This window comes from Streptomyces sp. NPDC091279 (assembly GCF_044757465.1).
Classification (GTDB): Bacteria; Actinomycetota; Actinomycetes; order Streptomycetales; family Streptomycetaceae; genus Streptomyces.
Genome location: NZ_JBIVVA010000003.1, coordinates 596,854 through 622,193 on the forward strand (window position 1 = coordinate 596,854; position 25,340 = coordinate 622,193).

The following is a 25,340-nucleotide window of genomic DNA, read 5'->3' on the forward strand; positions in this document are numbered from 1 at the left end:
CGTCGGCACATTTTGGCTACAGGCACCTCGGGGCTGTGGACAAACGGTTCTCCACAACCTGGAATGAACGCACTACGTCCATGGTAGGGAGGCGGGGGGACATGGCACCTGAACAAATGGCCGACCACGCGGAGACCGGGAGCGCCCCGCCGCCCGCGCGCCCGCTCGACGCGATCGACCTCGACATCCTGCGGATGCTCCAGGCGGACGGCCGCGCCTCGATACGGTCGGTGGCCGAACGGGTCCATGTCTCGCGGGCCAACGCCTACGCGCGCATCAACCGCCTCATCGAGGACGGCGTCATCCGTGGCTTCGGCGCCCGCGTCGACCATGAAAGGGCCGGTCAGGGCACCTCGGCATACGTCAGCCTGAAGATCGTCCAGAACTCCTGGCGGACCGTGCGCGAGCAGCTGAGACAGTTGCCGGGGGCCTCCCACATCGCCCAGGTGGGCGGCGATTTCGATGTGCTGCTGCTGGTGCACACGCCGGACAACAGGGCGCTGCGCGAGCTGGTCCTCACCCGGCTCCAGGCGATGCCCGAGGTGCTCAGCACGCGCACGTTGCTGGTCTTCGAGGAAGAGGACCTGGACCCGCAGATCTGACCGCCCCGCCCCCGCGACAGCCGCCTCCAAGCCCCCGGACCGGGCTCACCCGTCCGCGCGCAGCCCTCCGAAGACCAGCCGTACGACCGCCTCGGCCACCTCGCGCTCGCCCATCCCCCGGACCTCGGGCCGGTACCACTCGACGATGGAGTTGATCATGCCGAAGACCAGCCGGGTCGCGAGCCGCACCTCCACGTCGGCGCGGACGTCGCCCTCGGCGGCGGCCGCCGCGAGCAGTTCGGCCACCCGGTGGTCGAACTCGCGGCGCCGCTCCAGCGCCCACCGCTCGGTGTCGGTGTTGCCGCGCACCCGCAGCAGCAGCGTCACATAGGGCAGCTCGGCGAGCAGCACCTCGACCATCCGCCGCACGACGTACTCCAGACGCCCGGCGGCGTCGCCCACGCGCGCGTGCTCCTCGTCGAGAATCCCGAAGAGCCCGTCGAGGGCCCGGCTGACGGCCCGGCGCAGCAGCTCCTCCTTGCCGGCCACATGGTGGTAGATCGACGACTTGGAGATGCCGGCCGCCTTGGAGAGGTGCTCCATGGAGGTGCCGTCGTAGCCGCGTTCGATGAAGACCTGGACGGCGACGGAGAGCAGCGTCTCGGGGGTGTAGGTGTCGCGCTTGGCGGTGGTCATGAGGTGCCGCCCTCCCGTTTGTCGGTGGCGTACGCGTGCCGGTAGAGCGCCAGGGACGGCGCGTAGCGCCCCGAGGGGTCGCGCAGATGGAGGTCGTCGAGGAGGCCGTAGGCCCAGTTGCGGCCGAGTTTCCGGCTCCATTCGAAGGGGCCGAGGGGGTAGTTGACGCCGAGGCGCATCGCGGTGTCGATGTCCTCCTCGGTGGCCACGCCCTTGGCGACGGCGTCGTGCGCGAGGTCGACGATCCGGGCGACCGTCCGCGCGACGATCATGCCGGGGACGTCACCGATGACGCTGACGTCCTTGCCGAGCGCCTGGAAGAGGCCGGTGGCCTCGGCGAGGGTGGCGGGGGAGGTGTCCTGGGAGGCGGAGAGGGCGATGCGGCCGGCCCGGCGGTAGTCCAGGGCGAGATCGAAGTAGACGACGTCGCGGAACTCCACGGAGGTCTGCCCGTCGGCGAGCGCCAGATGGCCGCCGCCGGGCAGCACCAGGCGGCTGCCGTGGTCCTCGTCCTCCTCGCGGACCGGGATGCCCGCCTCGCGGATCAGCGCGACCAGGTCGGCGGCGGGGCCGAGGTCGCCCTCGACGACGACGTGAGCGGGCCGTCGCGCGGGCTCGGCGGTGTGCGGCTCGGCGGGCTCGGCGCCGTCGCCGTACTCGTACCAGCCCTGGCCGGTCTTGCGGCCGAGGCGGCCGGACTCGACGAGGCGGCGCTGGGCGAGGGACGGGCTGAACCGCACGTCCTGGAAGAAGGAGTTCCACACCGAGTGGGTGACGGATTCGTTGACGTCCTGGCCGATCAGGTCGGTCAGTTCGAACGCGCCCATCCGGAAGCCGCCGCACTCGCGCAGCACGGCGTCGATGGTGGCCGGGTCGGCGCCCTGGGCCTCGTGGACCGCGAACGCCTCGGCGTAGAAGGGCCGGGCGATGCGGTTGACGATGAAGCCCGGGGTGTCCGCGCAGGCGACCGGCGTCTTGCCCCACGCGCGTGCCGTCTCGTACGCGCGCGTGACCGACGTGACGTCACCGGCGTACCCGGAGACCACCTCGACCAGCGGCAGCAGCGGGGCGGGGTTGAAGAAGTGCAGGCCGACGAGGCGGCCGGGGTTGCGCAGGGCGCCGCCGACGGCGGTCACCGACAGGGACGAGGTGTTGGTGGCGAGCAGACAGCCCTCGCCGACGATGTCCTCCAGCTGCCGGAACAGCTCCTGTTTGACGTCCAGCCGCTCCACGACGGCCTCGACGACGAGGGCGCAGTCGGCGAGGTCGGTCAGGTGCGCGGCGGGCAGCAGCCGTCGCCGCGCCCCGTCGCGTTCGGCGGGGGTGAGCCGGTCCTTGGCCACCAGCCGGTCGAGCCGGGCGGTGATCGCGTCGACGGCCCGCCCGGCCTGACCGGCGACGGAGTCGTACAGCCGAACGGCGTGACCGGCGGCCAGCGCCACCTGGGCGATGCCCTGCCCCATGGTGCCGGTGCCCACGACGGCCACGGGGCTGCTGAGGTCCAGTGCTGTCATGGCCGCGATCCTCCCGCACAAGGTTTTCCACAGATGCGGCGGTCCCCCTTGTCCCGACCGATCGTTCGGTTACTCTAACTCTGTCCGGCTGTTTCCGCCCAGGTCATGAGCTCGAAGAAGAGTTCTCCAGACGAGGAGTTGGTCCCGCATGGCCGCCGAACCGTCCGCCCACGCGCTGATCGCCGAGCACCGGCCCACGCTCGACCAGGCGCTGGAGGCGATCCGTACGCGCGCGTACTGGTCCCCGCATCCCGAACACCCCAAGGCCTACGGCGAGCACGGCAGTCTGGACGCGGCCGCGGGCAAGGCCGCCTTCGACGCCCTGCTGGGCACCCGCCTCGACCTCGGCCAGCCCGGCACCGACGACTGGACGGGCGCGGAGGTCTCGCCCTACGGCATCGAGCTGGGCGTGACGTACCCGCACGCCGACCCGGATGTGCTGCTGCCCGCGATGCGAGCCGGTCAGGGCAGGTGGCGGGAGGCGGGCGCGGAGGTCCGCGCGGTGGTCTGCCTGGAGATCCTGAAGCGGATCAGCGACCGCACCCATGAGTTCGCGCACGCGGTCATGCACACCAGCGGCCAAGCCTTCATGATGGCGTTCCAGGCAGGCGGCCCGCACGCGCAGGACCGGGGTCTTGAGGCGGTGGCGTACGCGTACGCGGAGCAGGTCCGCACCCCGGGCAGCGCCGAGTGGTCCAAGCCGCAGGGCAAGCGCGACCCGCTGGAGCTGACCAAGACGTTCACCCCGGTCCCGCGCGGCATCGCGCTGCTGATCGGCTGCAACACCTTCCCGACGTGGAACGGCTTCCCCGGCCTGTTCGCCTCCCTCGCCACCGGCAACGCGGTCCTGGTGAAGCCGCACCCGCGCGCGGTGCTGCCGCTCGCGCTGACCGTGCGCATCGCGCGCGAGGCGCTCGCCGACGCGGGCTTCGACCCGAACCTGGTGGCGCTGGCCGCCGAGCGCCCCGGCGAGGGCATCGCCAAGACCCTCGCGGTCCGCCCCGAGATCAGGATCGTCGACTACACCGGCTCGACGGCTTTCGGTGACTGGCTGGAGGCCAACGCCCGTCAGGCGCAGGTCTACACGGAGAAGGCGGGCGTCAACACGGTCGTCGTCGAGTCGACCGGCGACTACCGGGGGATGCTCGCCAACCTGGCGTTCTCGCTCTCCCTGTACAGCGGCCAGATGTGCACGACCCCGCAGAACCTACTGATCCCCCGCGACGGCATCCGTACCGAGGACGGGCCGCGCACCTTCGACGAGGTGGTGGCCGACCTCGCCCGCGCGGTCGACGGCCTGCTCGGCGACGACGCGCGCGCCAACGGCCTGCTGGGCGCGCTGGTCAACCCGGACGTGAAGGCCCGCCTGGAGGCCGCGGCCGGTCTCGGCGAAGTCGCCCTGGCCTCACGGGAGATCACGAACCCCGAGTTCCCCGGGGCGACCGTGCGCAGCCCGCTGATCGTCACGGTGGACGGCGCCAAGCCCGACGACGAGGCCGCGTTCATGAGCGAGTGCTTCGGCCCGGTCTCCTTCGCCGTCGCCGTGGACTCGGCGGCCGACGCGGTGGAGCTGCTGCGGCGCACGGTCCGTGAGAAGGGCGCGATGACGGTCGGCGCGTACACCACGGACCCGGAGGTGGAGCGGGCCGTCGAGGAGGTCTGCCTCCAGGAGGCGGCCCAGCTGTCGCTGAACCTGACGGGCGGGGTGTACGTCAACCAGACGGCCGCCTTCTCCGACTTCCACGGCTCGGGCGGCAACCCGGCGGCCAACGCGGCCCTCACGGACGCCGCGTTCGTCGCGAACCGCTTCCGCGTCATCGAGGTCCGCCGGCCCGCGTAGCGGCCCTCAGAGGGTCGCGGCGCTCCAGTGGTACAGCGTCATGGCCACGCTGGTCGCGAGGTTGTAGCTGGAGACCTGGGGCCGCATCGGCAGCGCCAGCAGCCGGTCGGCACGCGCGCGGAGGGCACCGGACAGCCCGCTGCGCTCGGAACCGAAGGCGAGGACGGCGTCGTCCGGGAGCGTGACGCCCCGGATGTCGTCGCCCTCGGGGTCCAGCGCGAACAGCGGCCCACCCGGCAGCTCCGCCACCTCCAGGCGCTCCACGGCGGTCGCGAAGTGCAGCCCGGCCCCGGCCCGCACCACCGTCGGATGCCACGGGTCGAGGGTGCCGGTGGTGACGACACCGGTCGCCCCGAACCCGGCGGCGAGCCGGATCACGGCGCCCGCGTTGCCGAGGTTGCGCGGGTTGTCGAGGACGACGACGGGCGCGGTCCGCGACAGCCGCGCCAGCGTCCCGAGCTGCGCGGCGCGGGAGGGCCGTACGGCGAGGGCGGCGACGGCTGTGGGATGCGGGCGCGGCACCAGCGCCGTGTACGTCGCCTGCGGCACCTCGGTGAGGAGCGCGGCCAGCGTGTCGCGCACGTCGGGGGCGAGGTCGTCGGCGAGATCGAGGGTGGCCGTCCGGTCGGTGGTGACCGCCACCGGGATGTCGGCACCGAAGCGCACGGCATGCTTGAGGGCGTGGAAGCCGTCGAGCAGGACGGCGGTGTCGGCGCGCTGGTGCCAGACGCTCACGGGGTCGGTCATGGCGTGCAGCCTACGTGCGCGTGGATGGCGGGTCCGCGGCCACCGTGGCCTCGGCCGAGCGCGGTGCGGGCACCGCCGCCCGGCCGCCGCGCCGGTCAGGAACGGCGCCCCGCGCGCGTGCCGCCCAGCCGCCGAGGCGGCGCAGGAACGACGTCGGCAGGAAGACGGCGTCCGCCGCGATCATCGCCAGCGAGAAGAACGGCAGCCCGAGGACGACAGCGATCACGGCGTGCTCAACCATCATCAGCGCGAGCAGGACGTTCTTGACCCGCCGGTTGAAGAGTGTGAACGGGAAGGCGACCTGCACGATCACCGTCCCGTAGGTGACCAGCATGACCACGGTGCCGCTGCCTGCGAGCAGGTCGGCGAGGGCGGGCCAGGGGGAGAAGTAGTCCAGGTGCAGCGGGTAGTAGACGGCGGTGCCGTCCTGCCAGCGGGTGCCCTGGATCTTGTACCAGCCGGCCGTCGCGTAGATCAGACAGGCCTCGGCCATGATCACCAACAGGGCGCCGTTGTGCGCGACGTCGGTGATCACGTCCAGCAGAATCCGCGGCTCACGCCCCGTGGCCCGCCGTTCGACGATCCACCGCACCGCCACGCCCAGCCAGACCAGGTAGAGGATCACCGGCACGGTCGGATCGGTGTCGTCGAGGAGGCCCCCCGAGGTGGCGACGACCAGCACGAAGCCGAGGACGACCCACAGCGCGGGTCCGACGCGATCGGTGACCTGCTCGCCCCGCGCGCGTGCGTCCCGCGCGCGAGAGGCCCGGCGGGCGTCCAGCGACCAGACCTGGCCGCAGCGCGTGAACACCAGGTAGATCGCCATCAGATGCAGGACGTTGTCGCCGCCGTCGCCCATGAAGATGCTGCGGTTCTGTAGCGACAGCACGCCGACCATGAACAGCACGGACAGCGTGCGGGTGCGCCAGCCGAGCAGCAGCAGCGCGGCGGTGACCACCGCGAACAGGTACACCGCCGTGAACCAGCCCTGCGCATCCGACCACATCAGCACCGTGAAGGCGTGATTGCCCGCGATCAGCTGCTGCGCCAGATCCCAGTCCCAGGGGCCGTCCGGGCCGTACAACTCCTGCCGGTGCGGGAACTCGCGCACCAGGAACAGCAGCCAGGTCGCGCTGAACCCGATCCGGATCACGGCACTCTGGTAGGGCCCGAGCGCGGACCCGGTGACGCGGGCGATGGCGGCGGAGACCGACGCGGCGAATCGGTTCACTGGGCGCTCCCGTCGTCGTCCGTCACCGGCCACCAGGGCAGCATCCGGTACATCGGCTGGTCGGAGACCTTCTCGTCGCTCCAGGGGGGCGGCGGCACGTTGGTGGTGCGCGAGCGCACCTGGACGCGCTGCACGGTGCCGCCCCGGCCGGCCGCGTCGTCGCGTGCCAGCCGCAGCAGCACGATGCGCCGCAGATACGTCTCGGAGAGCGCGCCGCGCCGACCGGTGGGGCGGTTGTCCGCGCCGTGCGTGGAGACGAAGAAGTCCCAGGCGCGGCGCAGTTCGTTCTGGTCGGTGTGGCTGGGCAGCAGGTTGCCGTCAATGGCCCGGCCGTCCTGCGCCGACAGGTCGTACCAGCCGGTGGTGCGCACCACGCCGTCCGCCGTGCCGACATCGGCGCGCACCTGCACGGAGATGTTCTGCTGCAACGGATTCGGCGCGAACAGCTTCCAGTTCTGCTCGAACTCCGGGTACACCCAGTCGTCGATCGCCTTGCCGTGCTGCTTCGTCAGCGTGTTCGAGGGCGCGACATGGAGAAAGATCATCCCGAGGTGGACGCAGACGGTCACGGCGACGACGGCGAGCGCCAGCGCGGCCCCGACCTGGTAACGGGGGGAGAGCGCGGCCACCCCGGTGCGGGGCGGCTCGGCGGGGGCCGGTTCGACGGGCTCGGCGGCGGGCTCGGCGGCGGGCTCCGGGGGCGAGGGCGCCGGTTGGACGGGGAGGCCGGGGTCGCGCGTCCGCTCCGCCCCCGTGTCGTACGCGTCCATTCCGCCCCGTCTCCCGATCCGGTCCGTCGGCCGTCCGCCGCTCTCGCACGGGAACGGTACTCAGGCCGGGCCGTGCTTCACAGCCCCCGCGGACAGCCCGGGCAACGCCCGCCGAGGTCGACCCCGACGAGTTATCCACAGCGGTTGACACCTTACGACGCCCGACCCACCATGGAATCGCACGAACCGAACGATCGGTCGGGAGCAGAGTTCCGGACCCAGCCCAGGTCGAGGGGGACCGCATGGCGACAGCAGCGGCGCACGAGACGTACACCGGCGAGGAGACCGCCGACCCCGGTGCCTACCAGCGCGCCTTCGACGCCGCCGTGGCCGCCGACGAGCGCATCGAGCCACGCGACTGGATGCCGGACGCCTACCGCGCCACCCTCGTGCGACAGATGGCCCAGCACGCCCACTCGGAGATCATCGGCATGCAGCCGGAGGCCAACTGGATCACGCGCGCGCCCTCGCTGCGCCGCAAGGCCATCCTGATGGCCAAGGTCCAGGACGAGGCGGGCCACGGCCTGTATCTGTACAGCGCCGCCGAGACCCTCGGCACCGGCCGCGACGAGCTGCTGGACAAGCTGCACTCCGGCCGCCAGAAGTACTCCTCGATCTTCAACTACCCGACGCTGACCTGGGCCGACGTCGGCGCGATCGGCTGGCTGGTGGACGGCGCCGCGATCACCAACCAGGTCCCGCTGTGCCGCTGCTCCTACGGTCCGTACGCGCGCGCGATGGTGCGGATCTGCAAGGAGGAGTCCTTCCACCAGCGCCAGGGCTACGAGCTGCTCCTCGCCCTCAGCCGGGGCACCCCCGAGCAGCACGCGATGGCGCAGGACGCGGTGGACCGCTGGTGGTGGCCGTCTCTGATGATGTTCGGCCCGCCCGACGACGAGTCGGCGCACTCCGCCCAGTCGACGGCGTGGAAGATCAAGCGCCACTCCAACGACGAGCTGCGCCAGCGCTTCGTCGACATCTGCGTCCCGCAGGCCGAGTCGCTCGGCCTCACCCTCCCCGACCCCGACCTGCGGTGGAACGACGCGCTGGGACGGCACGACTTCGGCCCGATCGACTGGACGGAGTTCCGCGAGGTCCTCAAGGGCAACGGCCCGTGCAACGACCAACGGCTCGCCCAGCGCAGGCAGGCCCACGAGGACGGCGCCTGGGTCCGCGAGGCCGCCGCCGCGTACGCGGCCAAGCACACCGACCCGACAGCGGACGCGGCACAAGGAGCACGGGCATGACCGACACCGACTGGCCGCTGTGGGAGGTCTTCGTACGCTCCCGCCGGGGCCTCGCGCACACCCACGCCGGCAGCCTGCACGCGCCGGACGCGGAGTTCGCCCTGCGCAACGCGCGTGACCTGTACACGCGGCGCGGCGAGGGCGTCTCGATCTGGGTCGTCCCGTCGGCCTCGGTCACCGCCTCCTCGCCGGACGAGAAGGACCCGTTCTTCGAGTCCGCCTCCGACAAGCCCTACCGGCACCCGACGTTCTACGAGATCCCGGACGGGGTGAAACACCTGTGACCGCCACCACCGCGACGACGACGGCCGCCCTCGCCCTCGGGGACGACGCCCTGATCCTCTCCCACCGCCTGGGCGAGTGGGCGGGCCGCGCGCCCGTGCTGGAGGAGGAGGTCGCCCTCGCCAACATCGCCCTGGACCTGCTGGGCCACGCCCGGGTCCTGCTGTCGACGGCAGGCGACGAGGACGACCTCGCCTACCTCCGCGAGGAACGCGCCTTCACCCACCTCCAGCTGGTCGAGCAGCCCAACGGCGACTTCGCCCACACCATCGCCCGCCAGCTCTACTTCTCCACCTACCAGCATCTGCTGTACGAGCAACTCGCCGCCGGTACCGGCGAGTTCGCGGGCCTCGCGGCGAAGGCCGTCAAGGAGGTCGCCTACCACCGCGACCACGCCGAGCAGTGGACGCTGCGGCTCGGCGACGGCACGGACGTCAGCCACGCGCGGATGCGGGCCGGGTGCGAGGCGCTGTGGCGGTTCACCGGCGAGATGTTCCAGCCGGTCGACGGCCTAGACGTAGACACCGACGCGCTGCACTCCGCGTGGCGCGCATCGGTCGGCGCGATCCTGCGCCGGGCCACCCTGCCGGTCCCCGAGGGCCCCGACTCCGGCGCGTGGACGGCCGGTGCGGGACGACAGGGCCTGCACACCGAGCCCTTCGGGCGGATGCTCGCCGAGATGCAGCACCTGCACCGCAGCCACCCGGGGGCGTCATGGTGACGGCCACCGCCCTGGAGGCACGGCTGCTGGCCCTCGCCGGTTCGGTGCCGGACCCCGAGCTGCCCGTGCTGACCCTCGCCGAGCTGGGCGTGGTCCGCGCGGTGCATCTGCACGGCACCGACGCGGCCGAGGTCGAGCTGACCCCCACCTACACCGGCTGCCCGGCGATCGAGGCGATGTCGGCGGACATCGAACGACTGCTGCACGCCCACGGGATGACCGAGGTCACCGTGCGCACGGTCCTCGCGCCCGCCTGGTCGACGGACGACATCACCGACGAAGGCCGCCGCAAGCTAAGGGAGTTCGGCATAGCGCCCCCGCGCGTCCGCGCCGCCTCGGAGCCGGTCCCCCTCACCCTGGGCCCCACCCACACCCGCACCGGAACCCCGACGCAGGCCCTCCCGGCGCCGACGCTGCCCCCCGTGCCCTGCCCGCACTGCGGCAGCACCGACACCGAGCTGCTCAGCCGCTTCTCCTCCACCGCGTGCAAGGCGCTGCGCCGCTGCCTGGCCTGCCGTGAACCCTTCGACCACTTCAAGGAGTTGTGATGGCCCGCTTCCATCCCCTCCCGGTGGCGGCGGTCGACCGGCTCACCGACGACTCCGTCGCCCTCACCCTCACCGTCCCCGAGGACCTGCGCGCGCAGTACCGCCACGCCCCCGGCCAGCACCTCGCCGTGCGCCGCACCGTCGAGGACGCCGAGGTCCGCCGCACCTACTCCATCTGCTCCCCGGCCCCCGCCCCCGACGCCACCGGCCCGGCCACCCTGCGGATCGGGGTGCGGCTGGTGGAGGGCGGCGCGTTCTCGACGCACGCGCTCAAGGAGATCAACGTCGGCGACGAGGTGGAGGTGATGACCCCGGCCGGCCGCTTCACCCTCGACCCCGCACCCGGCCTGTACGCGGCGATCGTCGGCGGCAGCGGCATCACGCCGGTCCTGTCGATCGTCTCGACCCTCCTCGCCCGGGAGCCCGAGGCCCGGTTCTGCCTGATCCGCAGCGACCGGACGACGGCGTCGACGATGTTCCTGGAGGAGGTCGCCGACCTCAAGGACCGCTACCCGCGCCGCTTCCAGCTGGTCACGGTGCTCTCCCGGGAGGAACAGCAGGCCGGACTGCCCTCCGGACGGCTCGACCGGGAGCGCCTGACCGGGCTGCTGCCCGCGCTGCTTCCGGTGGCGGCGGTGGCGGGCTGGTTCCTGTGCGGGCCGTTCGGCCTGGTGCAGGGCGCCGAGCGGGCGCTGCGCGAGATCGGCGTCCCCCGCGCCCGCATCCACGAGGAGATCTTCCACGTCGACACCGCCGCCGCGCCGTCGGCCACCCCGGCCCCCGCGCACAGCACGGTGACCGCCCGCCTCGACGGCCGCGCCGGTACCTGGCCGGCCCAGACGGGCGAGTCCGTCCTCGACACCGTCCTGCGCAACCGTTCCGACGCCCCGTACGCCTGCAAGGGCGGCGTCTGCGGCACCTGCCGCACCTTCCTGGTCTCCGGCGAGGTCCGCATGGACCGCAACTTCGCCCTGGAACCGGAGGAGACGGCGGCGGGTTATGTCCTGGCCTGCCAGTCCCACCCGGTGACGGAGAAGGTGGAGGTCGACTTCGACCGGTAGAAACACCGCCCCCGAACCGAAAAGAAGCCCCCACCACCGGAACCACAACAGTCACCGGCCACCGGCCACCGGAGCCAGAACAGGCACCGGCCACCGGGCACCGGGCACCAGTCACCAGTCACCGAAGCCAAGCACCCGCCACCGGAGCCAGAACAGTCACAGGCCACCGGAGCCAGGACCGTCACCCGGCATCGGAGCCGAGCCAATCACCCGGCACCCAGCACCCAGCACCCGGCGTCCTGCGCCCGAAGGCCGGAAAGCCCAGCTCCCCCGCACCGCGAGACGAACCCGAACTCCCGCCCGCCGCAAGGCGAACGCACGTCACGCGCCCGCCCCGCACGCACCCCGTGCTCCCCGTACTCGTCAGACGACGACGCCGGTCGCGCCCTCGTCCGTCACCACGGGTCGGCCCGCCGCCGCCCACAGCTGCATGCCGCCGTCGACGTTCACCGCGTCGATGCCCTGCTGCACCAGATACATCGTGACCTGGGCGGAACGGCCGCCGGAGCGGCAGATGACGTTCACCCGGCCGTCCTGCGGGGCGGCCTCGGTCAGCTCGCCGTACCGGGCCACGAACTCACTGATGGGGATGTGCAGGGCCCCTTCGGCATGGCCCGCCTGCCACTCGTCGTCCTCGCGGACGTCCAGCAGGAAGTCGCCGTCCTTGAGGTCACCGACCTCGACCGTGGGCACACCAGCTCCGAATTGCATGTCCCTGACGCTACCCGACCCGGGCGGCGCCACACCCGCCTACCCGAGCAGTGCGGCCAGCTCTTCCTCGCGCGCGGCGACCTGGGCGAGCAGCTGCTCGGCGATCTCTTCCAGCAGCTGGTCGGGGTCGTCGGGGGCGAGCCGCAGCATGGAGCCGATCGCGCTCTCCTCCATCTCCTTGGCGACCAGGGTGAGCAGTTCCTTGCGCCGGCTCAGCCATTCGAGCCGGGCGTACAGGTCCTCGCTGTGGCTCGGGCCGCGCTCCTCGGGCACCGGGCCCCGGGCCCACTCCTCGGCCAGCTCGCGCAACTGCGCCTCGTCACCGCGCGCGTAGGCCGCGTTGACCCGGGTGATGAACTCCTCGCGCCGCGCCCGCTCGCTGTCCTCCGGCGCCAGGTCGGGGTGGGCCTTGCGGGCCAGCTCGCGGTAGAGCTTGCGGACCTCGTCGCTGGGGCGGACCCGCTGCGGGGGCCGCACCGGCTGGTCGGTGAGCATCGCCACGGCCTCCGGGAACAGCCCCTCGCCGTCCATCCAGCCGTGGAACAGCTCCTCGACACCCGGCATCGGCATCACGCGGGCCCGTGCCTCGTCCGCCTTGCGCCGGTCCTCGGGGTCACCGGTGCGCTCGGCCGTCAGCTCGGCGATCCGGGCGTCCAGCTCGTCGAGGCGCGTGTACATGGGGCCGAGCTTCTGGTGGTGCAGCCGGGAGAAGTTCTCCACCTCGACGCGGAACGTCTCCACCGCGATCTCGTACTCGATCAGCGCCTGTTCGGCAGCCCGGACCGCCCGTTCCAACCGCTCCTCGGGCCGCGCCGCACCGCCCTCGGCCGCCGCCTGCGCCTCACCATCAGATCCGGAGCTCGTCACCCGCCCAGCCTAGGCCACCCGCCGGCCCCCGAACCCGGCCGCCCGAACCCGCCCCCACCTCGCGTACCGCCCCGGCACCGGGTCACACCCCCAGCTCCGCCGCGACCCGCCCCGCCCGCACACCGGCGACCAGAGCCGCGTGGTCGGCCTCGGTGCGGTCGGCGTAGGCGACGGCGAAGTCGGCCAGCGCGTCGTCCAGTTCCTCGTTCTTCCCGCAGTACCCGGCGATCAGCCGGGGGTCGACGGAGTGGGAGTGGGCGCGGGCCAGCAGGGCGCCGGTCATCCGGCCGTAGTCGTCTATCTGGTCGGCGGCGAGCGCGGCGGGGTCCACGCTGCCCTTGCGGTTGCGGAACTGCCGTACCTGGAACGGCCGCCCGGCCACCGTCGTCCACCCCAGCAGGATGTCGCTGACCACCTGCATCCGCTTCTGCCCGAGCACCACCCGGCGCCCCTCGTGCGCGACGGCGGGCGTCTCGAAACCGGCCGTCGCCAGGTGCGGGACCAGCACCGACGGACGGGCCTCCTTGACCTGGAGGACGAGCGGTTCGCCCCGGTGGTCGAGGAGCAGGACGACGTAGGACCGGGTGCCGACGCTGCCCGTGCCGACGACCCGGAAGGCCACGTCGTGCACCGCGTGCCGGGCCAGCAGTGGGAGGCGGTCCTCGGAGAGCGTGTCCAGGTAGGCGGCCAGCGACGCGGTGACCGCCTCGGCCTCCGCGTCGGCGACCCGGCGCAGCACCGGCTGGGCGTCGACGAAGCGCCGCCCGCCGTCCTCGGTCGGCTCGGTCGACTTCGCGGCGAACCGTCCGCTGGTGTTGGCCCGCGCCTTCTCCGAGACCCGCTCCAGGGTGCCGAGCAGGTCATGGGCGTCGGTGTGGGAGACCAGCTCCTCGTCCGCGATCGCGTTCCACGCGTCCAGCACCGGGAGCTTGGCCAGCAGCCGCATCGTGCGCCGGTAGGCACCGGCCGCGTCCCTGGCCGCCTTGTGGCACCGGTCCTCGTCGGCACCGGCCTCGCGGCCCGCCAGCACCAGGGAGGCGGTGAGCCGTTTCAGATCCCATTCCCAGGGGCCCTCGACGGTCTCGTCGAAGTCGTTCAGATCCATCACCAGACCGCCGCGCGCGTCCCCGTAGAGGCCGAAGTTGGCCGCGTGGGCGTCGCCGCAGAGCTGGGCGCGGATGCGGGTCATCGGGGTGCGGGCCAGGTCGTAGGCCATGAGACCGGCCGAGCCGCGCAGGAAGGCGAACGGTGTGGCCGCCATCCGGCCCGCCCGTATCGGCGTCAGCTCGGGAATCCGGCCGCGATGGGACTCCTCGACGGCGGTGACCGCGTCCGGCCGTGAACCGTCCACGTCGAACGAGGCGTGCGCGGACCTCGGAAGAGCCTTGCGCAGCGCCTTCCCCTCGTCCTTGGGCGACCCCGTGGCCGGGAACTCCGCCAGCCCCGGCACCCGCGCCAACCGCCGCGCCCGCCCCGCCGGAACCTCGACGCCATCCACTCCGGTCACCACGACCGCCTCCCCCGCACCGCACGGACATCAACTCGTGCCGACCGTACAGCGGGTGGCCGAAACGTGTCAGACCCTGTGGACAACCGGCGACTTGTGGACAACCTGGCACCCGCACCCCGCCCACCCCTGTGGACAACCAGGGCCGCCCCGCACCTCAACACCCCTGCGGCCGCTGCTCCTCCGGCAGATGGGCCGCCGCCCACTCCTTGAGCTTCCCCAGCGCGGGTTCCAACGCCGCCCCCGCCTCGGTGAGCCGGTACGAGACCCGCAACGGCGGCCCCTCGTCCACCTCCCGCACCAGGAGCCCGGCGGCGGCGAGTTCGGTGAGCCGGTCGGAGAGCATGCGCTCGCTGATGCCCGGCACCGCGCGTCGCAGGTCGACGAAGTAGGCGGGACCGCCGGTCAGTACGGCCACGATCGGCCCGGTCCAGCGTTTCCCGAGCAACTGGAAGACGCGGGAGATCCCGGCATCGACCTTCTTGCACGCCCCGGGGCCGTGTGGTTCCTCGCCCGTCATGCCGCCCAGAGTACTGCCTCACCGTACGCGGATGAAAAAAAGTAAGTGGCTATGCTATTCATAGTTAGGAACGATTCCTCAGCGAGGCGTCCGGGCCCGTCGGCCCGCGCTCCGCCTACCGCCCTGCCCACGCCCCCCCAGGGAGACCTCATGCCTACGCTTCTGCACATCGACTCCTCCGTGCTCCCGGCCGGCGCCTCCGCCTCCCGCGCCGTCACGGACGCCTTCCGGCAGGCCTGGACCGAGCAGCACCCGGACGGCACGGTGATCCACCGCGACCTGGCCACACACCCGGTGCCGCACCTCACCGCCGACGCCCACACCGCCGGTTTCGCCGACCCGTCGACGCACACGCCCGAGCAGGCGGCGGCGTTCGCCGAGCGACTGGAGCTGATCGAGGAACTGGAGCGCGCGGACGCCGTCCTGATCGGCGCCCCGATGTACAACTTCACGATCCCCTCGACGCTCAAGGCCTGGCTGGACAACGTGATCCTGATGGGCCGCACCGCCAACGCCGAGGACTCCCGCATCAAGGGCGTCCCGGTCACCGTGGTCGCGAGCCGCGGCGGCTCCTACGCGCCCGGCACCCCGCGCGAGGGCTACGAGTACGTCCAGAACTACCTGAGCGCGATCTTCGCCGACGCCCTCGCCACCGACCTGCGCTTCATCGTCCCGGAGCTGACGATGGCCCCGCACAACCCGGCGATGGCCGACCTGATCCCCCTCTACGAGGCCTCCCGCGCCCGCGCCCTGACCGAGGCCGCCCAGCAGGCCACGTCCCTGTCCACCCCCCAGGCCGCCTGACCGCGCCCTACCGACTCCCGGTGCCTCACGATCTACTGGGCCACCGAGAAGAAGCGGGCCCCGGACGGAAGCAGGCAGCCATGAAGTGGACGATCCACGGCGAACGCACGATTCACGACACCCCGTGGGTACGCCTGCGCTCGCTGGACGTGGAGCAACCCGACGGCGTCCGCACCGACTACCACGTGGTGCGGCTGCGCGACCTCGCCGTCACCGCGGCCGTGGACGACCAGGACCGCGTCCTGATGATGTGGCGCCACCGCTTCGTCACGGACACCTGGGCCTGGGAGTTGCCCATGGGCCTGATCGAGGACGGCGAGAGCCCGGCCACGGCCGCCGCCCGCGAACTGGAGGAGGAGACCGGCTGGCGCCCGGAGACGACGCGGGAGTTGGTCTACGCGCAACCGGCCGCCGGCATCACCGACTCCCGGCACTTCGTCTTCCGCGCGGACGGCCTGCGCCGCATCGGCGAACCCACGGAACGCAACGAGTCCGACCGCGTCGAGTGGATTCCCCTGACCGACATCCCCCACATGATCACCACCCGCCAGATAGTCAGCAGCGCAACCCTGGTAGGCGTCATGGCCCTGCTCCTCACCTCCACCACCACGTGAAAACCCCCGGCCCGGGCGAATTCCAGGGGGCATGGCAACCCGTGGTGAGTTGATCGAGCCGCGAGCAGCTTGGCGAGCGCTCGGCCGGGGTTTCCCGGCCGAGCGTTGTGCGTGGGCGCCTGTCGAGTTCGGCGGCGACAGAGGCCAGGTACTCACGGCTGTGGCGGGCACCCTGCGCCGGTCAGGTGGGTTCAGCACGGTGGCGTTCCGCTACAGCAGCCTCGGCGGCGACACCGGGGCCGGTGTTCTTGGCCGTGCGGTGTCTGCGTGTCCGGGTCGGTGCCCAGCTGACGATGGGGGGACTGGCCACGGCCAGTAGGGCACATCCTCCTGCCAGCGCGGTCCAGCCGAGGGAGCCGACCGCGACCGCCCCGCCGATGACGGCAGGGCCTGCCGCCTTCGACGAACCGTCCGCGATGAGTTGCCACAGCCCTTGGTACTGTCCCAGCAGCTCATCGGGGGCCAGGTCGTACGAGAGCGTCCAGCCCGCGGCGGCACCCAGGATCTCACCGAGGGCGAGTGTCAGACAGGCCAGGACGAACAGCAGCCACACGGCAGCCGTCGGCAAGGTGGCGCCGAGGGCCAGCGCGGCGCAGCCCACCGCAGTGCAGAGGCCTCCGGTGAGCAGAGCCCGACCGGATCGGCGGACGTCCTCGGCCTGTTTGCTGAGCGGAACCTGGAGCACGACGATGACGGTCGTGTTGAGGATCATGGCGGCGGACACCGCCCAGCGCGGGAGCGAGGAGCCGTAGATCACCCAGAGCGGGATTCCTACGGACACCACGGACCGGTTCAGCGAGTGCAACGCGTTGAGCGCTGCCACGGACACGTAGCCGGGGTCGCTCAGCGCGTCGGCGGCGAGTCCGCGCCCTCGGGAGCCGCGATCCACCCGAGGCAACCGTGCCGTGGCGAAGGCGCTGAAACAGAAAGTCACCGCGTCCACGCCGAGCAGTGCGTAGATCGCCGCCGTGCTGTCCGAGGCCAGGACCAGTCCCGACCCGAGGGCGCCGACGGTGAAACCCACATTGGTGACGCTGCGCTGGTAGGCACGCAGGGCCGCGCGCCGTTCGGGTGGTACGAGCTTGCCCATGAGGGTCGCGCGGGCGGCCGTGTTCCCGCTGGTCGCCAGCTGTTTGGTGGCCAGCGCCAAGGCGCAGATCCACACATTCCCGGCCAGCAGCAGGACGCAGGTGGCGGCCGCGCAGACCAGTTCCGCTCCGATGGCCACAGCCCGCGGCCCGCACCGGTCACTGAGCTGTCCGAGAGGTACGGCGCCCAGGACGCCGACCAGGCCACTGACGGTGAGCAGTGAGGCCGCCTGCGCCAGAGGCAGATGTTTGACCTGGGCCAGGAAGATCACGAGAGCCGAGAGGGTGGCTCCCGTCCCCGCCATGTTGACGAGGTTGCCCAGCGCCAGCCAGCGCTGGGTACGGTCATCGGGGATGAGACGCATGGTCAGATTTCCAGGGGCAGTTGGGCGAGACGGGTCACTCGACGGTCGGCGACCACCACCACCCGGCAACCATCCGGCCGGGTGCGCAGGCCGATCTCCGATGTGCCTCCGGGATGCCCGATCACGAGGTCGGTGTCCTCCGTCGTGGTATCGGCCGTCAGCGTGGCCAGCGCGACGAGGCCGGTGAGGGCCAGTCCCGGGTGCCAGTGATCGGTGGACAGCGCGCGGGCGTACGTGTCGCCCTGTTCCGTGCGGACCACCAGAGCCGGCTTCGGCAGTACCTCGGACTGCCCCAGCCCGAGCCGGGGCGCCAGCTGTGCCCGGACTTCCCGCAGCGCCTGGCGAATGTCCTCCCCAGCCGCCATCAGCGCGTCCCGGCCGGTGATACCGAGAGCCGACGCGTCCACGAAGGCGTACGGGTTGCCGCTCTGCACGACGATGACGGGCAGGGGAAGGCGCGAGCCCGTGACACGCAGCCAGAGCGGTGTCCGGCCCAGCGGGAAGTCCTCGTCCGCCGACCTGGCTCCGCCGTCCGTCGTGTGAGCGTTGAGCGGGAACGCGAGCCCCGCCGTGTAGGCACCGGCTCGTGCGTCGAGCGACTCGATCCGGCACTCCACCACCCTGGGCGAGCCCGAGCGGTGGGTGAGCAGTCTGAGCGGTCCGCCTGCGGGTCGGACCCGGCCGCGGGCCCACAGATGGGTGGCGGTGGCGAGCATGGAGTGCCCGCACTCCGGGGTGAGGTCGAGTGCCTTGCCGTCGGCCCGCTCGACGACCTGTGCGAAGACGTACTCGGCGTCCGCCGAAGGACCGTCGGCCGCCGGGTGAGCCAGGGCGACCTTGCTCACCGGCCGGCCGATGGTGGCGACGGCGGTCTCCAGTACGGGGAGCGGATCGACGAGGCGACGGGAACTGGCGACGACGAGCGTGGGAGCGGCGGCGCCGCCGACTGTCCACAGGCCGATGTCGACACCGACCGCCCTGACCGACTCATGGGTGAGCGTGGTCATCGCCTGCCTCCGGAGATCTGTTGCAGCCACAGCTCCAGGACGAGCAGGGACCACACGGCGTGTGCCAGGAACTCGCTGCGCTGCTCCTCGAACTCCGCGAGGGTCTTCTCCACGTGCTCCTGATCGAACAGACCGCGCTGGGCGCTGGGGTCCGTGAGAACCTGTCGGGCCCATTCCAGGGCCGTGCCCCCGTCCTCCAACAGGTGCTCGGACAGCCGGAAGGTGAAGGGCTGCTTGGGCCGGTCGACGACGGATTCCGGGGCCCACCCGTGCCGGGTGGCCGCGGTTGCCAGCGGTACCTTCACGGCCCCGTCGGGCCCCAGCTTGTCGGATGTGCGCAGGGATCGGCCGAGGGCGGTGACGTCGTCGCGGCAGAAGGGCACGCGCGCCTCGACGGAGTGGGCGGCGCTGAGGTGGTCCAGCCGCTGCAAGTGGTAGACCGGCAGCCGGTGTCGCAGCTCGAACGTGGTCACCGCCTCCGTGGGGTCGCGGTCGGCGCACGACAGGTCCAGTGGGGTGTCGTCCGGCCGTCGGCGGCTGTGCAGAGCGTGCAGGGTGTCCTCGCTGTAGAGGCGACGACGCCATGCGGCAGGGACCCCGGACAGCGCCTGCCGGTAGGCGCCGAGGTCGCCGCTCTGCGCGAGCGAGCGGAACCGGTCGTATCCACCGAAGACCTCGTCGCTCGCGTCACCGGTGAGTGCCACCGGGTAGCCGGCCGCTCGTACGGTCTGGAACAGCCGGTAGGTGCTGACGATGATCGGATCGGAGTTGGGCTGGCCGAGCGCGCGGACCACCTCGGGCAGCAGCTCGGGCAGGTCCGCACCGCCCACCGCGACCTGTTCGAGCCGAGCCCCGGTGGCCTGGGCGACCTGCTGAGCGAAGGGCAGCTCGGTATAGGCCGACGGACGGCGGGGGACCACGGTGAAGGCCGTGAGCGAGCCGCCCGCCCGAGCGGCCAGTGTGGCGACCACCGAGGAGTCGAGCCCGCCTGAGAGCACCGCGCAGTAGGGCACATCCGTCGGAAGCATCTCGGCGATCAGATCGGGGAACCGCTTGGCGAGGTCCTCCGCGGGGTCGGTGCTGCGGGCCCGCGCGGGCACCTCTGCCAGGGCGGTCATGGTGGGTGGCGCGTCGGGTGAGAGCTGGAGCGCGTGTCCGGGAGGGAGCGAGCGCACCCCTTCCACAAGGGTGGGGTCGCCCAGTGCCCCCGGCTCGGGCGCGGCGCCGAAGACGGCCTTCAGACGCAGGTACCGGTCCAGTCCGTCCAGGTCCGGCTGGGCCCGTCCGCCGCGCAGCGCCAGCAGCGCCGGGATCTCGGAGGCGAACCCGAACCGCCCGCCCTCGTGGAAGAGGTAGAGCGGTTTGATCCCCGACCGGTCCCGGAGCAGGATGAGCCGCCGGGTGCGGTGCTCATAGGCAACGACGGTGAACATGCCATCCAGCAGTTCACCGGCGGCTGCCCCGTGCCGGGCCAGGAGCGGCGCCAGCACCTCCCCGTCGCAGCGGGTACGGAAGCGCACGCCACTGGCTGCGAGGGTGCGGCGCAGTGCGGGCGCGTTGTAGATCTCGCCGTTGTAGAAGACCGTGAAGCCGTCGGTGGTGAACGGCTGCCACCCTTGCTCGGGGTCGGAGATGGCCAGTCTGGTCCCGCCGACAAGGATTCCGTCGAAGACTCGGTGTGCGTGCCCGTCCGGACCGCCGTGGCGCAGCGACCGGGCCAGTTCGTGGCCCTGCCGGTGCAGTTCATCGTGGTTCAGTCGAGGGTCGAGCAGGCCGAATACACGGCACATGGGCGTGGAATCCGTCCTCTTTCGGAAGGTCAGTGGTCGGTGAGATCGCTGTACCGCGCGAGGAAGGCGTTCCAGTCCGGCTGGGCGTACCAGGCGTCGAGGGTGTCGTCGGCGGGGCAACGGCGCTGCGCGGCGAGGAGCTTCAGGACGTCGAGCGGACCGCTGTCCAGGCCCTGACCGGCGAGTCCCGCGGTGGCCCGGTCCAGGGCGTCGTCGACCAGCGCGCCGGTGTCGACAGGCTGGAAGTGCCGGTCGAGCAGAGGCGCCTGATAACCGTGCAGGGCGGCCGACCGCATATTGTGGTCGGCGAACGGGCCGGCCACGTAGTCGATGTCGCCTCCTTCGAGCATCAACCCGGCGACCAGCGCGGTGTAGCCCCGAATGAGGTCGAGCCGGTTGGTGATGTCGAAGCAGGTGACCTCCTTGCGGTGGTGCTGTTCGTCTCGGAAGTACATCGGCCGCCGGGTGAAGCTGCGCCGGTAGGAACGCTCGGACTTGCCGACCACGCCGTCCACGGTCCAGGGGCCTTCGCCCCGTACCGGTGTGTTGGCGCTGAGCAGGATGAGAGCGGGGCCGAACCAGTCGAACTTCGCTTGCAGATAGTCCCGGTCGAGGCGGGCTTCGACGGCGTCGGGGAAGCTCACGTTGATGTGGATGCCCCAGGTCATCATCGCCGTCTCGGCTGCGGCCCAGCCCTCGACGCCTCGGCCACCACGTGGGCCCCGGTACTCGTCCTGGCTGAGGTGCGCCCCGTAGGCGCTGCTGCGCAGTCCGACCTCCGCGAGCAGGCCCTGCATCTCCTTGTAGTGCTGGACGAGGTACTCCTGCTGTTCGTACACGTCGGAGGCGATCGGGGTGCTGATCTCTATGCCCTTGACGTGCAGGTCCACGATCTCGCCGGCGTCGTCCGTGAGGTCGTACCCCTCCAGGTAGAAGCTGCGCTGGTCGGAGCCGGGGTATTTGACCACCATGTAGTCGTTGGACGGTGCGTTGGACTTGGCGATGACGTCCTTCAGGAGCGGGAAGGAGAGTTCCTTCCAGTGCTGCGGTCGGCCTTCGGCGGAGACGAGCTGGTACTCGAACTCGATACCCATGCGGTAGGCGTCGGGGTCGTATCCGGGCATGGCGAAGTGTCCCTTCGTGGGAGATGACTGGGCGAGGCGAAGAGGTCAGAGGGCCGGAGTGACGTTGTCCAGGAACCAGTGGTGCGTGGCCAGCAGGCGATCCGCGGTCTGCTGACGGTTCTCACCGAGAGCCACCGCGCTGACCAGGTACGAGGAGGAGGCGACGTCGGCGGTGTCGCCCGAGGTGTGCGGCAGGGCGGTCTCGTAGTGGCTGATGCCGGGCAGCGGACACTCAGCGGGTGCGGTGCCGCGTACGTCGCCGTGGTCGTAGGCGATCAGAAAGCCCCCGGTGGGCGCGGCGGGCCCGGGTACGAGGGATTCGGGAGCGGAGTCGGTCTGGTGACGGGCGGCCAGCTCCACGAGGTCGACACCGTGCAGCCGGCGCAGGGTCGGCTGAATACGCCCCCCGCCGATGCGGCTGGCCGCCTCGTTGACGACGATGCCGTTCACCGTGTCGAAGAACTCGATGTGGAAGGCGGTCACCCGGGGAGTGGGCAACCCGCGGAGCGTCTCCTCGGCGAGCCGTACCACGGTTTCCCGGCGTGGGTCGTCCCGGTCCAGGGTGATGGCCATGGTGGGCACGGGCCCCTCGACGATGTCCAGGAACGTCGTGGACCAGGACCAGACCTCGCTGAAGACCGCCCGCCCCTCGACGAACACGCCGTCACAGTGCAGGAGTTCATGAGGGGTGAAGGTCTCGGCCAGGTAATCGCGCAGGTTCGCGCCCTGCTCTTCTTCGAAGCCGACGGCGGACGGCTCGTCGTCGAGGCGCCGGATGCCGCGGGAACCGGTCCCCGTACGCGGCTTGACCAGAACGGGGTATCCCGCGTCGGAGGCGAACCGCTCCAGGTCTCCGGTTCGCTCCAGCGAACGGTACGGCACGATCGGCAGCCCGGCCCTGTCAAGCAGCCGCTTCATGACCAGTTTGTCGCGGTAGGCCTCGGCGCTGGCCACGCCCTGGCCCGCGAGGCCGAACTCGTCACGGAGCAGGGCCGCTCGCAGCACGTCGTACTCGGAGAAGGCGATGACGGTGTCGATGCTGTAGCGGCGAATCCAGTCCCGAGCTGTCTCGGTGACCGCCGGGCTGGTGGTGTAGTCGTCGAACTCCGCGATGTCGCGGTACCGGGACCGGATCGCGGCGGCTTCCGGGTGCCGGTCGACGGCTCGCGTGGCGCAGTTGAGCAGGAACAGCTCGTGCTCGGCGTGCAGCCAGCGGTGGAACGCGGCGGACTGGAGCCGGTAGCGGTTGAGAATCAGTACGCGGCTCATCGCGCGATCGCCTCCGGCAGCGGAGTGGTGCGAATGGTCACGTGCGCGGCAAGGGCCTCGGCTGCCGTCACGGCTTCCTCGCGGTCCTCGGCGAAGGCGACGACGACGGCTCGCATCTCGTTGCCGTTGCTGATCGCGGTCAACTGGTCCCCCGCGCGCACGAAGCACCGGGTCAGCAGATGCCGTTCCCTCACCTCGGGTGACGGTGTGCCGATGTCCACGGACTCGACCAGGCCCTCCGCCTCGGACAGGCAACGGCGGACCGCGAACCCGCGCTGTTGCGGGTCGAGGCTGGGGGAGTTGCCGTGCAGGACGTCGTACCAGGCCCGGTAGAGGTCCACTCCGGTGACCGCCTGGACCATGTGGCTGATGAACACGCCACCGATGCGGCCGTTGACCTCCACGACGCGCGGGCCGGAGCTGGTCAGGCGGATCTCCGTGTGCGCGGGGCCGTTCAGCAGACCGCAGGCGAGCACGGCCTCGGCCGCGACCTGTTCGACCGCTGTCCTGTCCCCGGCGGGCAGCCGTGCGGGGATCTCCGCGTCGAGCTTGAGCACTCCCGTGCGGCCGCCGATGCCTTTGCCGGTCACTGCCACCGTGGTCACTACGCCATCGGCGATGACGGCCTCGACGCTGAACTCGGGCCCGTCCAGGTACTGCTCGACGATCACGTCCGCGCCCCAGGACTCGGCGAGCGCCGCGTTCACGGCGGAGTCCAGGTGGTCCTTGTCCCGCACCACGGACACCGCGCAACTCGCCGATCGGTCGGCCGGTTTGACCACCACCGGCCACCCGACCGACTTGGCGAAGTCCTGGGCCGTTGCGGTGTCCGGGCAGGGTGCCCACCGCGGCTGGGCGACGCCCGCCTCATCGAGAGCGGCCCGCTGAAGCCGCTTGTTGGAGCACAGCAGCCCGGACCGCTCGGTGTGACCTCGCAGGCCCAGCCGCTCGTTGAGCCGACCGACGAGGGGCAGCAGATAATCGAAGTCCGCCATCACGGCCGTCAGCGGGAACCGGGCGTGGAAGTCACTGATGCGTTCCTCCAGGTCTGCCACCCGGCCCGACCGAAAGGCACCTGGCAGACTCGGCAGCGGCAGCTGGACATCGGCGAAACCCGAGAGATCGTTGTCAGGGTGGTCGGCGACGACGATCTCCGCCCCGGTGCGAGCCAGCGTACGCAGCGACGACTCACGCTCTTTCGCCGGGCGTATCACCAGTACTCGCGGGTTGTGTGACATGGTGCGCGTCTCCTCCATCGCCACCTACAGGTGGGGCAGTACTTCGGTACTGAGCAGTTCGACCGACTCCAGGGCTTCCTCGACGGGCGCTCCCGCCCAGTGCACGCGGAGGACGACCTCCGTGGCATCGACGCGCTTGATCCAGTCCCGCAGGGTGAGCAGACAGTCCTGCGGGTCCCCGATGACGAAACGATCACGGGACAGCTCGGTGGGTTCGGCGTCGAAGCGGTCGTCCGAGGGGAGGACGGAGTCCTGTCCCCAACGCCGGTAGACGGCGTACTTGTCGGCGAGATGACGGCGCGCGCGAGCCACGGCGGTCGCCCGGTCGGGTGCGCAGACGACCTCCCTCATCAACGGCACGTCGACCGCGGGAGGCAGTCCCGCCTCGGCCCGCGTGGCACGGAAGAGTTCCATCTGCCGCTCCACCGTGGTCATCGCCGCATGCGGGTTGATCATCCAGGCGTCGCCGAGGCGCGCCGCCCTGCGGACGGCCTTGTCACTGTTGGCCGCCAACCAGACCGGGGGGCGTGGCCGCTGGAGGGGCAGCGTGGAGAGCCGGGCGCCGTCCAATCGGCACCACGGCAGATCGGCGTCGACGGCCTCGCCCTGCCAGAGACGCGTGACGAGATCCAGATTCCGGGTGAACCGCTCGACACGGCTGCCGGCGATCGCGCCGAACGCGTCGTACTCCACGCCCCGGTATCCCAGTCCCGCGCCGAAGACCAGTCGCCCGCCGCTGATGACGTCCGCCGTGGCGTACGCCTCGGCCACGTCCACGGGGTTCTGCAAGGCCAGTAGGCAGATGCCGGCGCCCAGTCGCATGTCTCCGGCGACAGAGGACAACAGGCCAAGGAGAGGGAGGGGTTGGAGGTGGGCCATCCCCTCGCTCAGGTAGTGCTGAGCGACGAAGACGGAATCCCAGCCGGCGTCACGTACGGCCTCGACGATGCGCAGGTGATCGGCCAGCGCGGCGACCGCGGACTCGCCGGGCGGGTACTGGACCGTGAGATTCAGACCCGCTCGAACGCGTTTCGACCACTCGGTCATGAACGGTCCGCCGTATACGACCCGTTGGGCTGCGGTGGTAGCTCATTCCAGACGTCTAGCATGTCCGCCCGTTTCCCCCGAGACGGCGAAGTCACCAAGCCGCTGGCTCAGTCCTCCGACGCCCGACCCGTTCCCTGCGTTATGCAAGCCAGCGGAAATCTATACGAGCCAACGAGTGACAGTAGTGCCC

25 protein-coding genes are annotated in these 25,340 nt (G+C 71.4%); 9 read left to right on the forward strand and 16 right to left on the reverse strand.

Annotation, left to right across the window (positions count from 1 at the left end; all coding sequences use genetic code 11):
• Nucleotides 1–101: 101 nt before the first annotated feature.
• The gene (locus ACIQOU_RS09590) at nt 102–602 is read left to right on the forward strand and encodes an Lrp/AsnC family transcriptional regulator (protein WP_401535541.1); all 501 of its coding nucleotides are present in this window, start codon (nt 102–104) and stop codon (nt 600–602) included.
• Nucleotides 603–647: 45 nt separating this feature from the next.
• On the opposite strand, the gene ACIQOU_RS09595 is transcribed toward ACIQOU_RS09590, so the two are convergent.
• Both ACIQOU_RS09595 and ACIQOU_RS09600 read right to left on the reverse strand, forming a co-directional pair.
• Nucleotides 648–1,238: a TetR/AcrR family transcriptional regulator gene (locus tag ACIQOU_RS09595; RefSeq protein WP_401535544.1), complete on the reverse strand. Its 591-nt coding sequence runs from the start codon at nt 1,236–1,238 to the stop codon at nt 648–650.
• A complete protein-coding gene (locus ACIQOU_RS09600) occupies nt 1,235–2,752 on the reverse strand; it encodes a 3-hydroxyacyl-CoA dehydrogenase (protein WP_401535546.1) in 1,518 nt (505 codons plus the stop codon). Before ACIQOU_RS09600 ends, ACIQOU_RS09595 begins: the two co-directional genes overlap by 4 nt.
• A gap of 148 nt (nt 2,753–2,900) precedes the next feature.
• Here ACIQOU_RS09600 and paaN point away from each other — a divergent pair, with 148 nt between their 5' ends.
• Complete coding sequence (gene paaN / locus ACIQOU_RS09605) at nt 2,901–4,592, forward strand: phenylacetic acid degradation protein PaaN (protein ID WP_401535548.1); 1,692 nt, start codon at nt 2,901–2,903, stop codon at nt 4,590–4,592.
• Between the two features lie 6 nt (nt 4,593–4,598).
• On the opposite strand, the gene ACIQOU_RS09610 is transcribed toward paaN, so the two are convergent.
• From ACIQOU_RS09610 to ACIQOU_RS09620, 3 genes are read right to left on the reverse strand one after another with little or no spacing between them, the layout of a single operon-like run.
• Nucleotides 4,599–5,339: a TrmH family RNA methyltransferase gene (locus tag ACIQOU_RS09610; RefSeq protein WP_401535550.1), complete on the reverse strand. Its 741-nt coding sequence runs from the start codon at nt 5,337–5,339 to the stop codon at nt 4,599–4,601.
• Nucleotides 5,340–5,349: 10 nt separating this feature from the next.
• On the reverse strand, nt 5,350–6,570 hold the full coding sequence (locus ACIQOU_RS09615) for an HTTM domain-containing protein (RefSeq protein ID WP_401535552.1): 1,221 nt from the start codon (nt 6,568–6,570) through the stop codon (nt 5,350–5,352).
• Nucleotides 6,567–7,340 (reverse strand): DUF5819 family protein, encoded by a 774-nt coding sequence (locus ACIQOU_RS09620; protein ID WP_401535554.1) that lies wholly within the window; start codon nt 7,338–7,340, stop codon nt 6,567–6,569. Before ACIQOU_RS09620 ends, ACIQOU_RS09615 begins: the two co-directional genes overlap by 4 nt.
• Before the next feature lie 242 nt (nt 7,341–7,582).
• On the opposite strand from ACIQOU_RS09620, the gene paaA reads away from it, so the two are divergent.
• Genes paaA through ACIQOU_RS09645 form a run of 5 tightly spaced genes read left to right on the forward strand, consistent with a single transcriptional unit; the run spans nt 7,583 to nt 11,199 of the window.
• Complete coding sequence (paaA, locus tag ACIQOU_RS09625; RefSeq protein WP_401535556.1) at nt 7,583–8,587, forward strand: 1,2-phenylacetyl-CoA epoxidase subunit PaaA; 1,005 nt, start codon at nt 7,583–7,585, stop codon at nt 8,585–8,587.
• Nucleotides 8,584–8,871: a 1,2-phenylacetyl-CoA epoxidase subunit PaaB gene (gene paaB, locus ACIQOU_RS09630; protein WP_401535558.1), complete on the forward strand. Its 288-nt coding sequence runs from the start codon at nt 8,584–8,586 to the stop codon at nt 8,869–8,871. The genes paaA and paaB overlap by 4 nt, the downstream gene beginning before the upstream one ends.
• Nucleotides 8,868–9,590, forward strand: a complete 723-nt coding sequence (paaC, locus tag ACIQOU_RS09635; protein WP_401535560.1) for a 1,2-phenylacetyl-CoA epoxidase subunit PaaC — start codon at nt 8,868–8,870, stop codon at nt 9,588–9,590. Before paaB ends, paaC begins: the two co-directional genes overlap by 4 nt.
• Complete coding sequence (paaD, locus tag ACIQOU_RS09640; RefSeq protein ID WP_401535562.1) at nt 9,584–10,138, forward strand: 1,2-phenylacetyl-CoA epoxidase subunit PaaD; 555 nt, start codon at nt 9,584–9,586, stop codon at nt 10,136–10,138. The genes paaC and paaD overlap by 7 nt, the downstream gene beginning before the upstream one ends.
• Nucleotides 10,138–11,199 (forward strand): 2Fe-2S iron-sulfur cluster-binding protein, encoded by a 1,062-nt coding sequence (locus ACIQOU_RS09645; protein WP_401535564.1) that lies wholly within the window; start codon nt 10,138–10,140, stop codon nt 11,197–11,199. The genes paaD and ACIQOU_RS09645 overlap by 1 nt, the downstream gene beginning before the upstream one ends.
• A 363-nt stretch (nt 11,200–11,562) precedes the next feature.
• On the opposite strand, the gene ACIQOU_RS09650 is transcribed toward ACIQOU_RS09645, so the two are convergent.
• The 4 genes from ACIQOU_RS09650 to ACIQOU_RS09665 form a co-directional block, all read right to left on the reverse strand.
• Nucleotides 11,563–11,892, reverse strand: a complete 330-nt coding sequence (locus tag ACIQOU_RS09650; protein ID WP_401535820.1) for a rhodanese-like domain-containing protein — start codon at nt 11,890–11,892, stop codon at nt 11,563–11,565.
• A gap of 57 nt (nt 11,893–11,949) precedes the next feature.
• Nucleotides 11,950–12,777 carry a hypothetical protein gene (locus ACIQOU_RS09655; protein ID WP_401535566.1) on the reverse strand — a complete coding sequence of 276 codons (828 nt, stop codon included), beginning with the start codon at nt 12,775–12,777 and terminating at the stop codon, nt 11,950–11,952.
• Nucleotides 12,778–12,859: 82 nt separating this feature from the next.
• Nucleotides 12,860–14,284: a DUF2252 domain-containing protein gene (locus tag ACIQOU_RS09660; RefSeq protein WP_401535569.1), complete on the reverse strand. Its 1,425-nt coding sequence runs from the start codon at nt 14,282–14,284 to the stop codon at nt 12,860–12,862.
• A 157-nt stretch (nt 14,285–14,441) separates the two neighbouring features.
• Nucleotides 14,442–14,804 carry a winged helix-turn-helix transcriptional regulator gene (locus tag ACIQOU_RS09665; protein WP_401535571.1) on the reverse strand — a complete coding sequence of 121 codons (363 nt, stop codon included), beginning with the start codon at nt 14,802–14,804 and terminating at the stop codon, nt 14,442–14,444.
• Between the two features lie 150 nt (nt 14,805–14,954).
• Here ACIQOU_RS09665 and ACIQOU_RS09670 point away from each other — a divergent pair, with 150 nt between their 5' ends.
• Together ACIQOU_RS09670 and ACIQOU_RS09675 are read left to right on the forward strand one after the other, a co-directional pair.
• Complete coding sequence (locus ACIQOU_RS09670; RefSeq protein ID WP_401535572.1) at nt 14,955–15,608, forward strand: FMN-dependent NADH-azoreductase; 654 nt, start codon at nt 14,955–14,957, stop codon at nt 15,606–15,608.
• 80 nt (nt 15,609–15,688) lie between these two features.
• Nucleotides 15,689–16,222 carry an NUDIX hydrolase gene (locus tag ACIQOU_RS09675; RefSeq protein ID WP_401535574.1) on the forward strand — a complete coding sequence of 178 codons (534 nt, stop codon included), beginning with the start codon at nt 15,689–15,691 and terminating at the stop codon, nt 16,220–16,222.
• A gap of 181 nt (nt 16,223–16,403) precedes the next feature.
• Here the strand turns inward: ACIQOU_RS09675 and ACIQOU_RS09680 are convergent, their stop codons facing one another.
• From ACIQOU_RS09680 to ACIQOU_RS09710, 7 genes are read right to left on the reverse strand one after another with little or no spacing between them, the layout of a single operon-like run.
• A complete protein-coding gene (locus ACIQOU_RS09680; RefSeq protein ID WP_401535576.1) occupies nt 16,404–17,675 on the reverse strand; it encodes an MFS transporter in 1,272 nt (423 codons plus the stop codon).
• 2 nt (nt 17,676–17,677) lie between these two features.
• On the reverse strand, nt 17,678–18,682 hold the full coding sequence (locus tag ACIQOU_RS09685) for a PrpF domain-containing protein (RefSeq protein WP_401535577.1): 1,005 nt from the start codon (nt 18,680–18,682) through the stop codon (nt 17,678–17,680).
• Nucleotides 18,679–20,472, reverse strand: coding sequence for an asparagine synthase (glutamine-hydrolyzing) (gene asnB / locus ACIQOU_RS09690; RefSeq protein ID WP_401535578.1), 1,794 nt, complete (start codon nt 20,470–20,472; stop codon nt 18,679–18,681). Before asnB ends, ACIQOU_RS09685 begins: the two co-directional genes overlap by 4 nt.
• Nucleotides 20,473–20,501: 29 nt before the next feature.
• Nucleotides 20,502–21,596, reverse strand: coding sequence for a glutamate-cysteine ligase family protein (locus ACIQOU_RS09695; RefSeq protein ID WP_401535580.1), 1,095 nt, complete (start codon nt 21,594–21,596; stop codon nt 20,502–20,504).
• A gap of 45 nt (nt 21,597–21,641) precedes the next feature.
• Nucleotides 21,642–22,865: an acetyl-CoA carboxylase biotin carboxylase subunit family protein gene (locus tag ACIQOU_RS09700; protein WP_401535581.1), complete on the reverse strand. Its 1,224-nt coding sequence runs from the start codon at nt 22,863–22,865 to the stop codon at nt 21,642–21,644.
• On the reverse strand, nt 22,862–24,103 hold the full coding sequence (locus ACIQOU_RS09705; protein WP_401535583.1) for an acetyl-CoA carboxylase biotin carboxylase subunit family protein: 1,242 nt from the start codon (nt 24,101–24,103) through the stop codon (nt 22,862–22,864). The genes ACIQOU_RS09700 and ACIQOU_RS09705 overlap by 4 nt, the downstream gene beginning before the upstream one ends.
• A gap of 24 nt (nt 24,104–24,127) precedes the next feature.
• The gene (locus ACIQOU_RS09710) at nt 24,128–25,150 is read right to left on the reverse strand and encodes an LLM class flavin-dependent oxidoreductase (protein ID WP_401535585.1); all 1,023 of its coding nucleotides are present in this window, start codon (nt 25,148–25,150) and stop codon (nt 24,128–24,130) included.
• Between the last annotated feature and the right edge of the window lie 190 nt (nt 25,151–25,340).

What these genes read in the sequence shown, in the direction of transcription:
- paaD (WP_401535562.1), top strand. Translation starts at nt 9,584, where the DNA reads ATGGTGACGGCCACCGCCCTGGAGGCACGGCTGCTGGCCCTCGCCGGT.
- ACIQOU_RS09685 (WP_401535577.1), bottom strand. Translation starts at nt 18,682, where the DNA reads ATGACCACGCTCACCCATGAGTCGGTCAGGGCGGTCGGTGTCGACATC.
- ACIQOU_RS09670 (WP_401535572.1), top strand. Translation starts at nt 14,955, where the DNA reads ATGCCTACGCTTCTGCACATCGACTCCTCCGTGCTCCCGGCCGGCGCC.
- ACIQOU_RS09695 (WP_401535580.1), bottom strand. Translation starts at nt 21,596, where the DNA reads ATGCCCGGATACGACCCCGACGCCTACCGCATGGGTATCGAGTTCGAG.
- ACIQOU_RS09590 (WP_401535541.1), top strand. Translation starts at nt 102, where the DNA reads ATGGCACCTGAACAAATGGCCGACCACGCGGAGACCGGGAGCGCCCCG.
- ACIQOU_RS09620 (WP_401535554.1), bottom strand. Translation starts at nt 7,340, where the DNA reads ATGGACGCGTACGACACGGGGGCGGAGCGGACGCGCGACCCCGGCCTC.
- ACIQOU_RS09710 (WP_401535585.1), bottom strand. Translation starts at nt 25,150, where the DNA reads ATGACCGAGTGGTCGAAACGCGTTCGAGCGGGTCTGAATCTCACGGTC.
- ACIQOU_RS09595 (WP_401535544.1), bottom strand. Translation starts at nt 1,238, where the DNA reads ATGACCACCGCCAAGCGCGACACCTACACCCCCGAGACGCTGCTCTCC.
- ACIQOU_RS09665 (WP_401535571.1), bottom strand. Translation starts at nt 14,804, where the DNA reads ATGACGGGCGAGGAACCACACGGCCCCGGGGCGTGCAAGAAGGTCGAT.
- ACIQOU_RS09610 (WP_401535550.1), bottom strand. Translation starts at nt 5,339, where the DNA reads ATGACCGACCCCGTGAGCGTCTGGCACCAGCGCGCCGACACCGCCGTC.
- ACIQOU_RS09645 (WP_401535564.1), top strand. Translation starts at nt 10,138, where the DNA reads ATGGCCCGCTTCCATCCCCTCCCGGTGGCGGCGGTCGACCGGCTCACC.
- ACIQOU_RS09680 (WP_401535576.1), bottom strand. Translation starts at nt 17,675, where the DNA reads ATGCGTCTCATCCCCGATGACCGTACCCAGCGCTGGCTGGCGCTGGGC.
- ACIQOU_RS09675 (WP_401535574.1), top strand. Translation starts at nt 15,689, where the DNA reads ATGAAGTGGACGATCCACGGCGAACGCACGATTCACGACACCCCGTGG.
- asnB (WP_401535578.1), bottom strand. Translation starts at nt 20,472, where the DNA reads ATGTGCCGTGTATTCGGCCTGCTCGACCCTCGACTGAACCACGATGAA.
- ACIQOU_RS09600 (WP_401535546.1), bottom strand. Translation starts at nt 2,752, where the DNA reads ATGACAGCACTGGACCTCAGCAGCCCCGTGGCCGTCGTGGGCACCGGC.
- paaA (WP_401535556.1), top strand. Translation starts at nt 7,583, where the DNA reads ATGGCGACAGCAGCGGCGCACGAGACGTACACCGGCGAGGAGACCGCC.
- paaB (WP_401535558.1), top strand. Translation starts at nt 8,584, where the DNA reads ATGACCGACACCGACTGGCCGCTGTGGGAGGTCTTCGTACGCTCCCGC.
- paaN (WP_401535548.1), top strand. Translation starts at nt 2,901, where the DNA reads ATGGCCGCCGAACCGTCCGCCCACGCGCTGATCGCCGAGCACCGGCCC.
- ACIQOU_RS09705 (WP_401535583.1), bottom strand. Translation starts at nt 24,103, where the DNA reads ATGTCACACAACCCGCGAGTACTGGTGATACGCCCGGCGAAAGAGCGT.
- ACIQOU_RS09700 (WP_401535581.1), bottom strand. Translation starts at nt 22,865, where the DNA reads ATGAGCCGCGTACTGATTCTCAACCGCTACCGGCTCCAGTCCGCCGCG.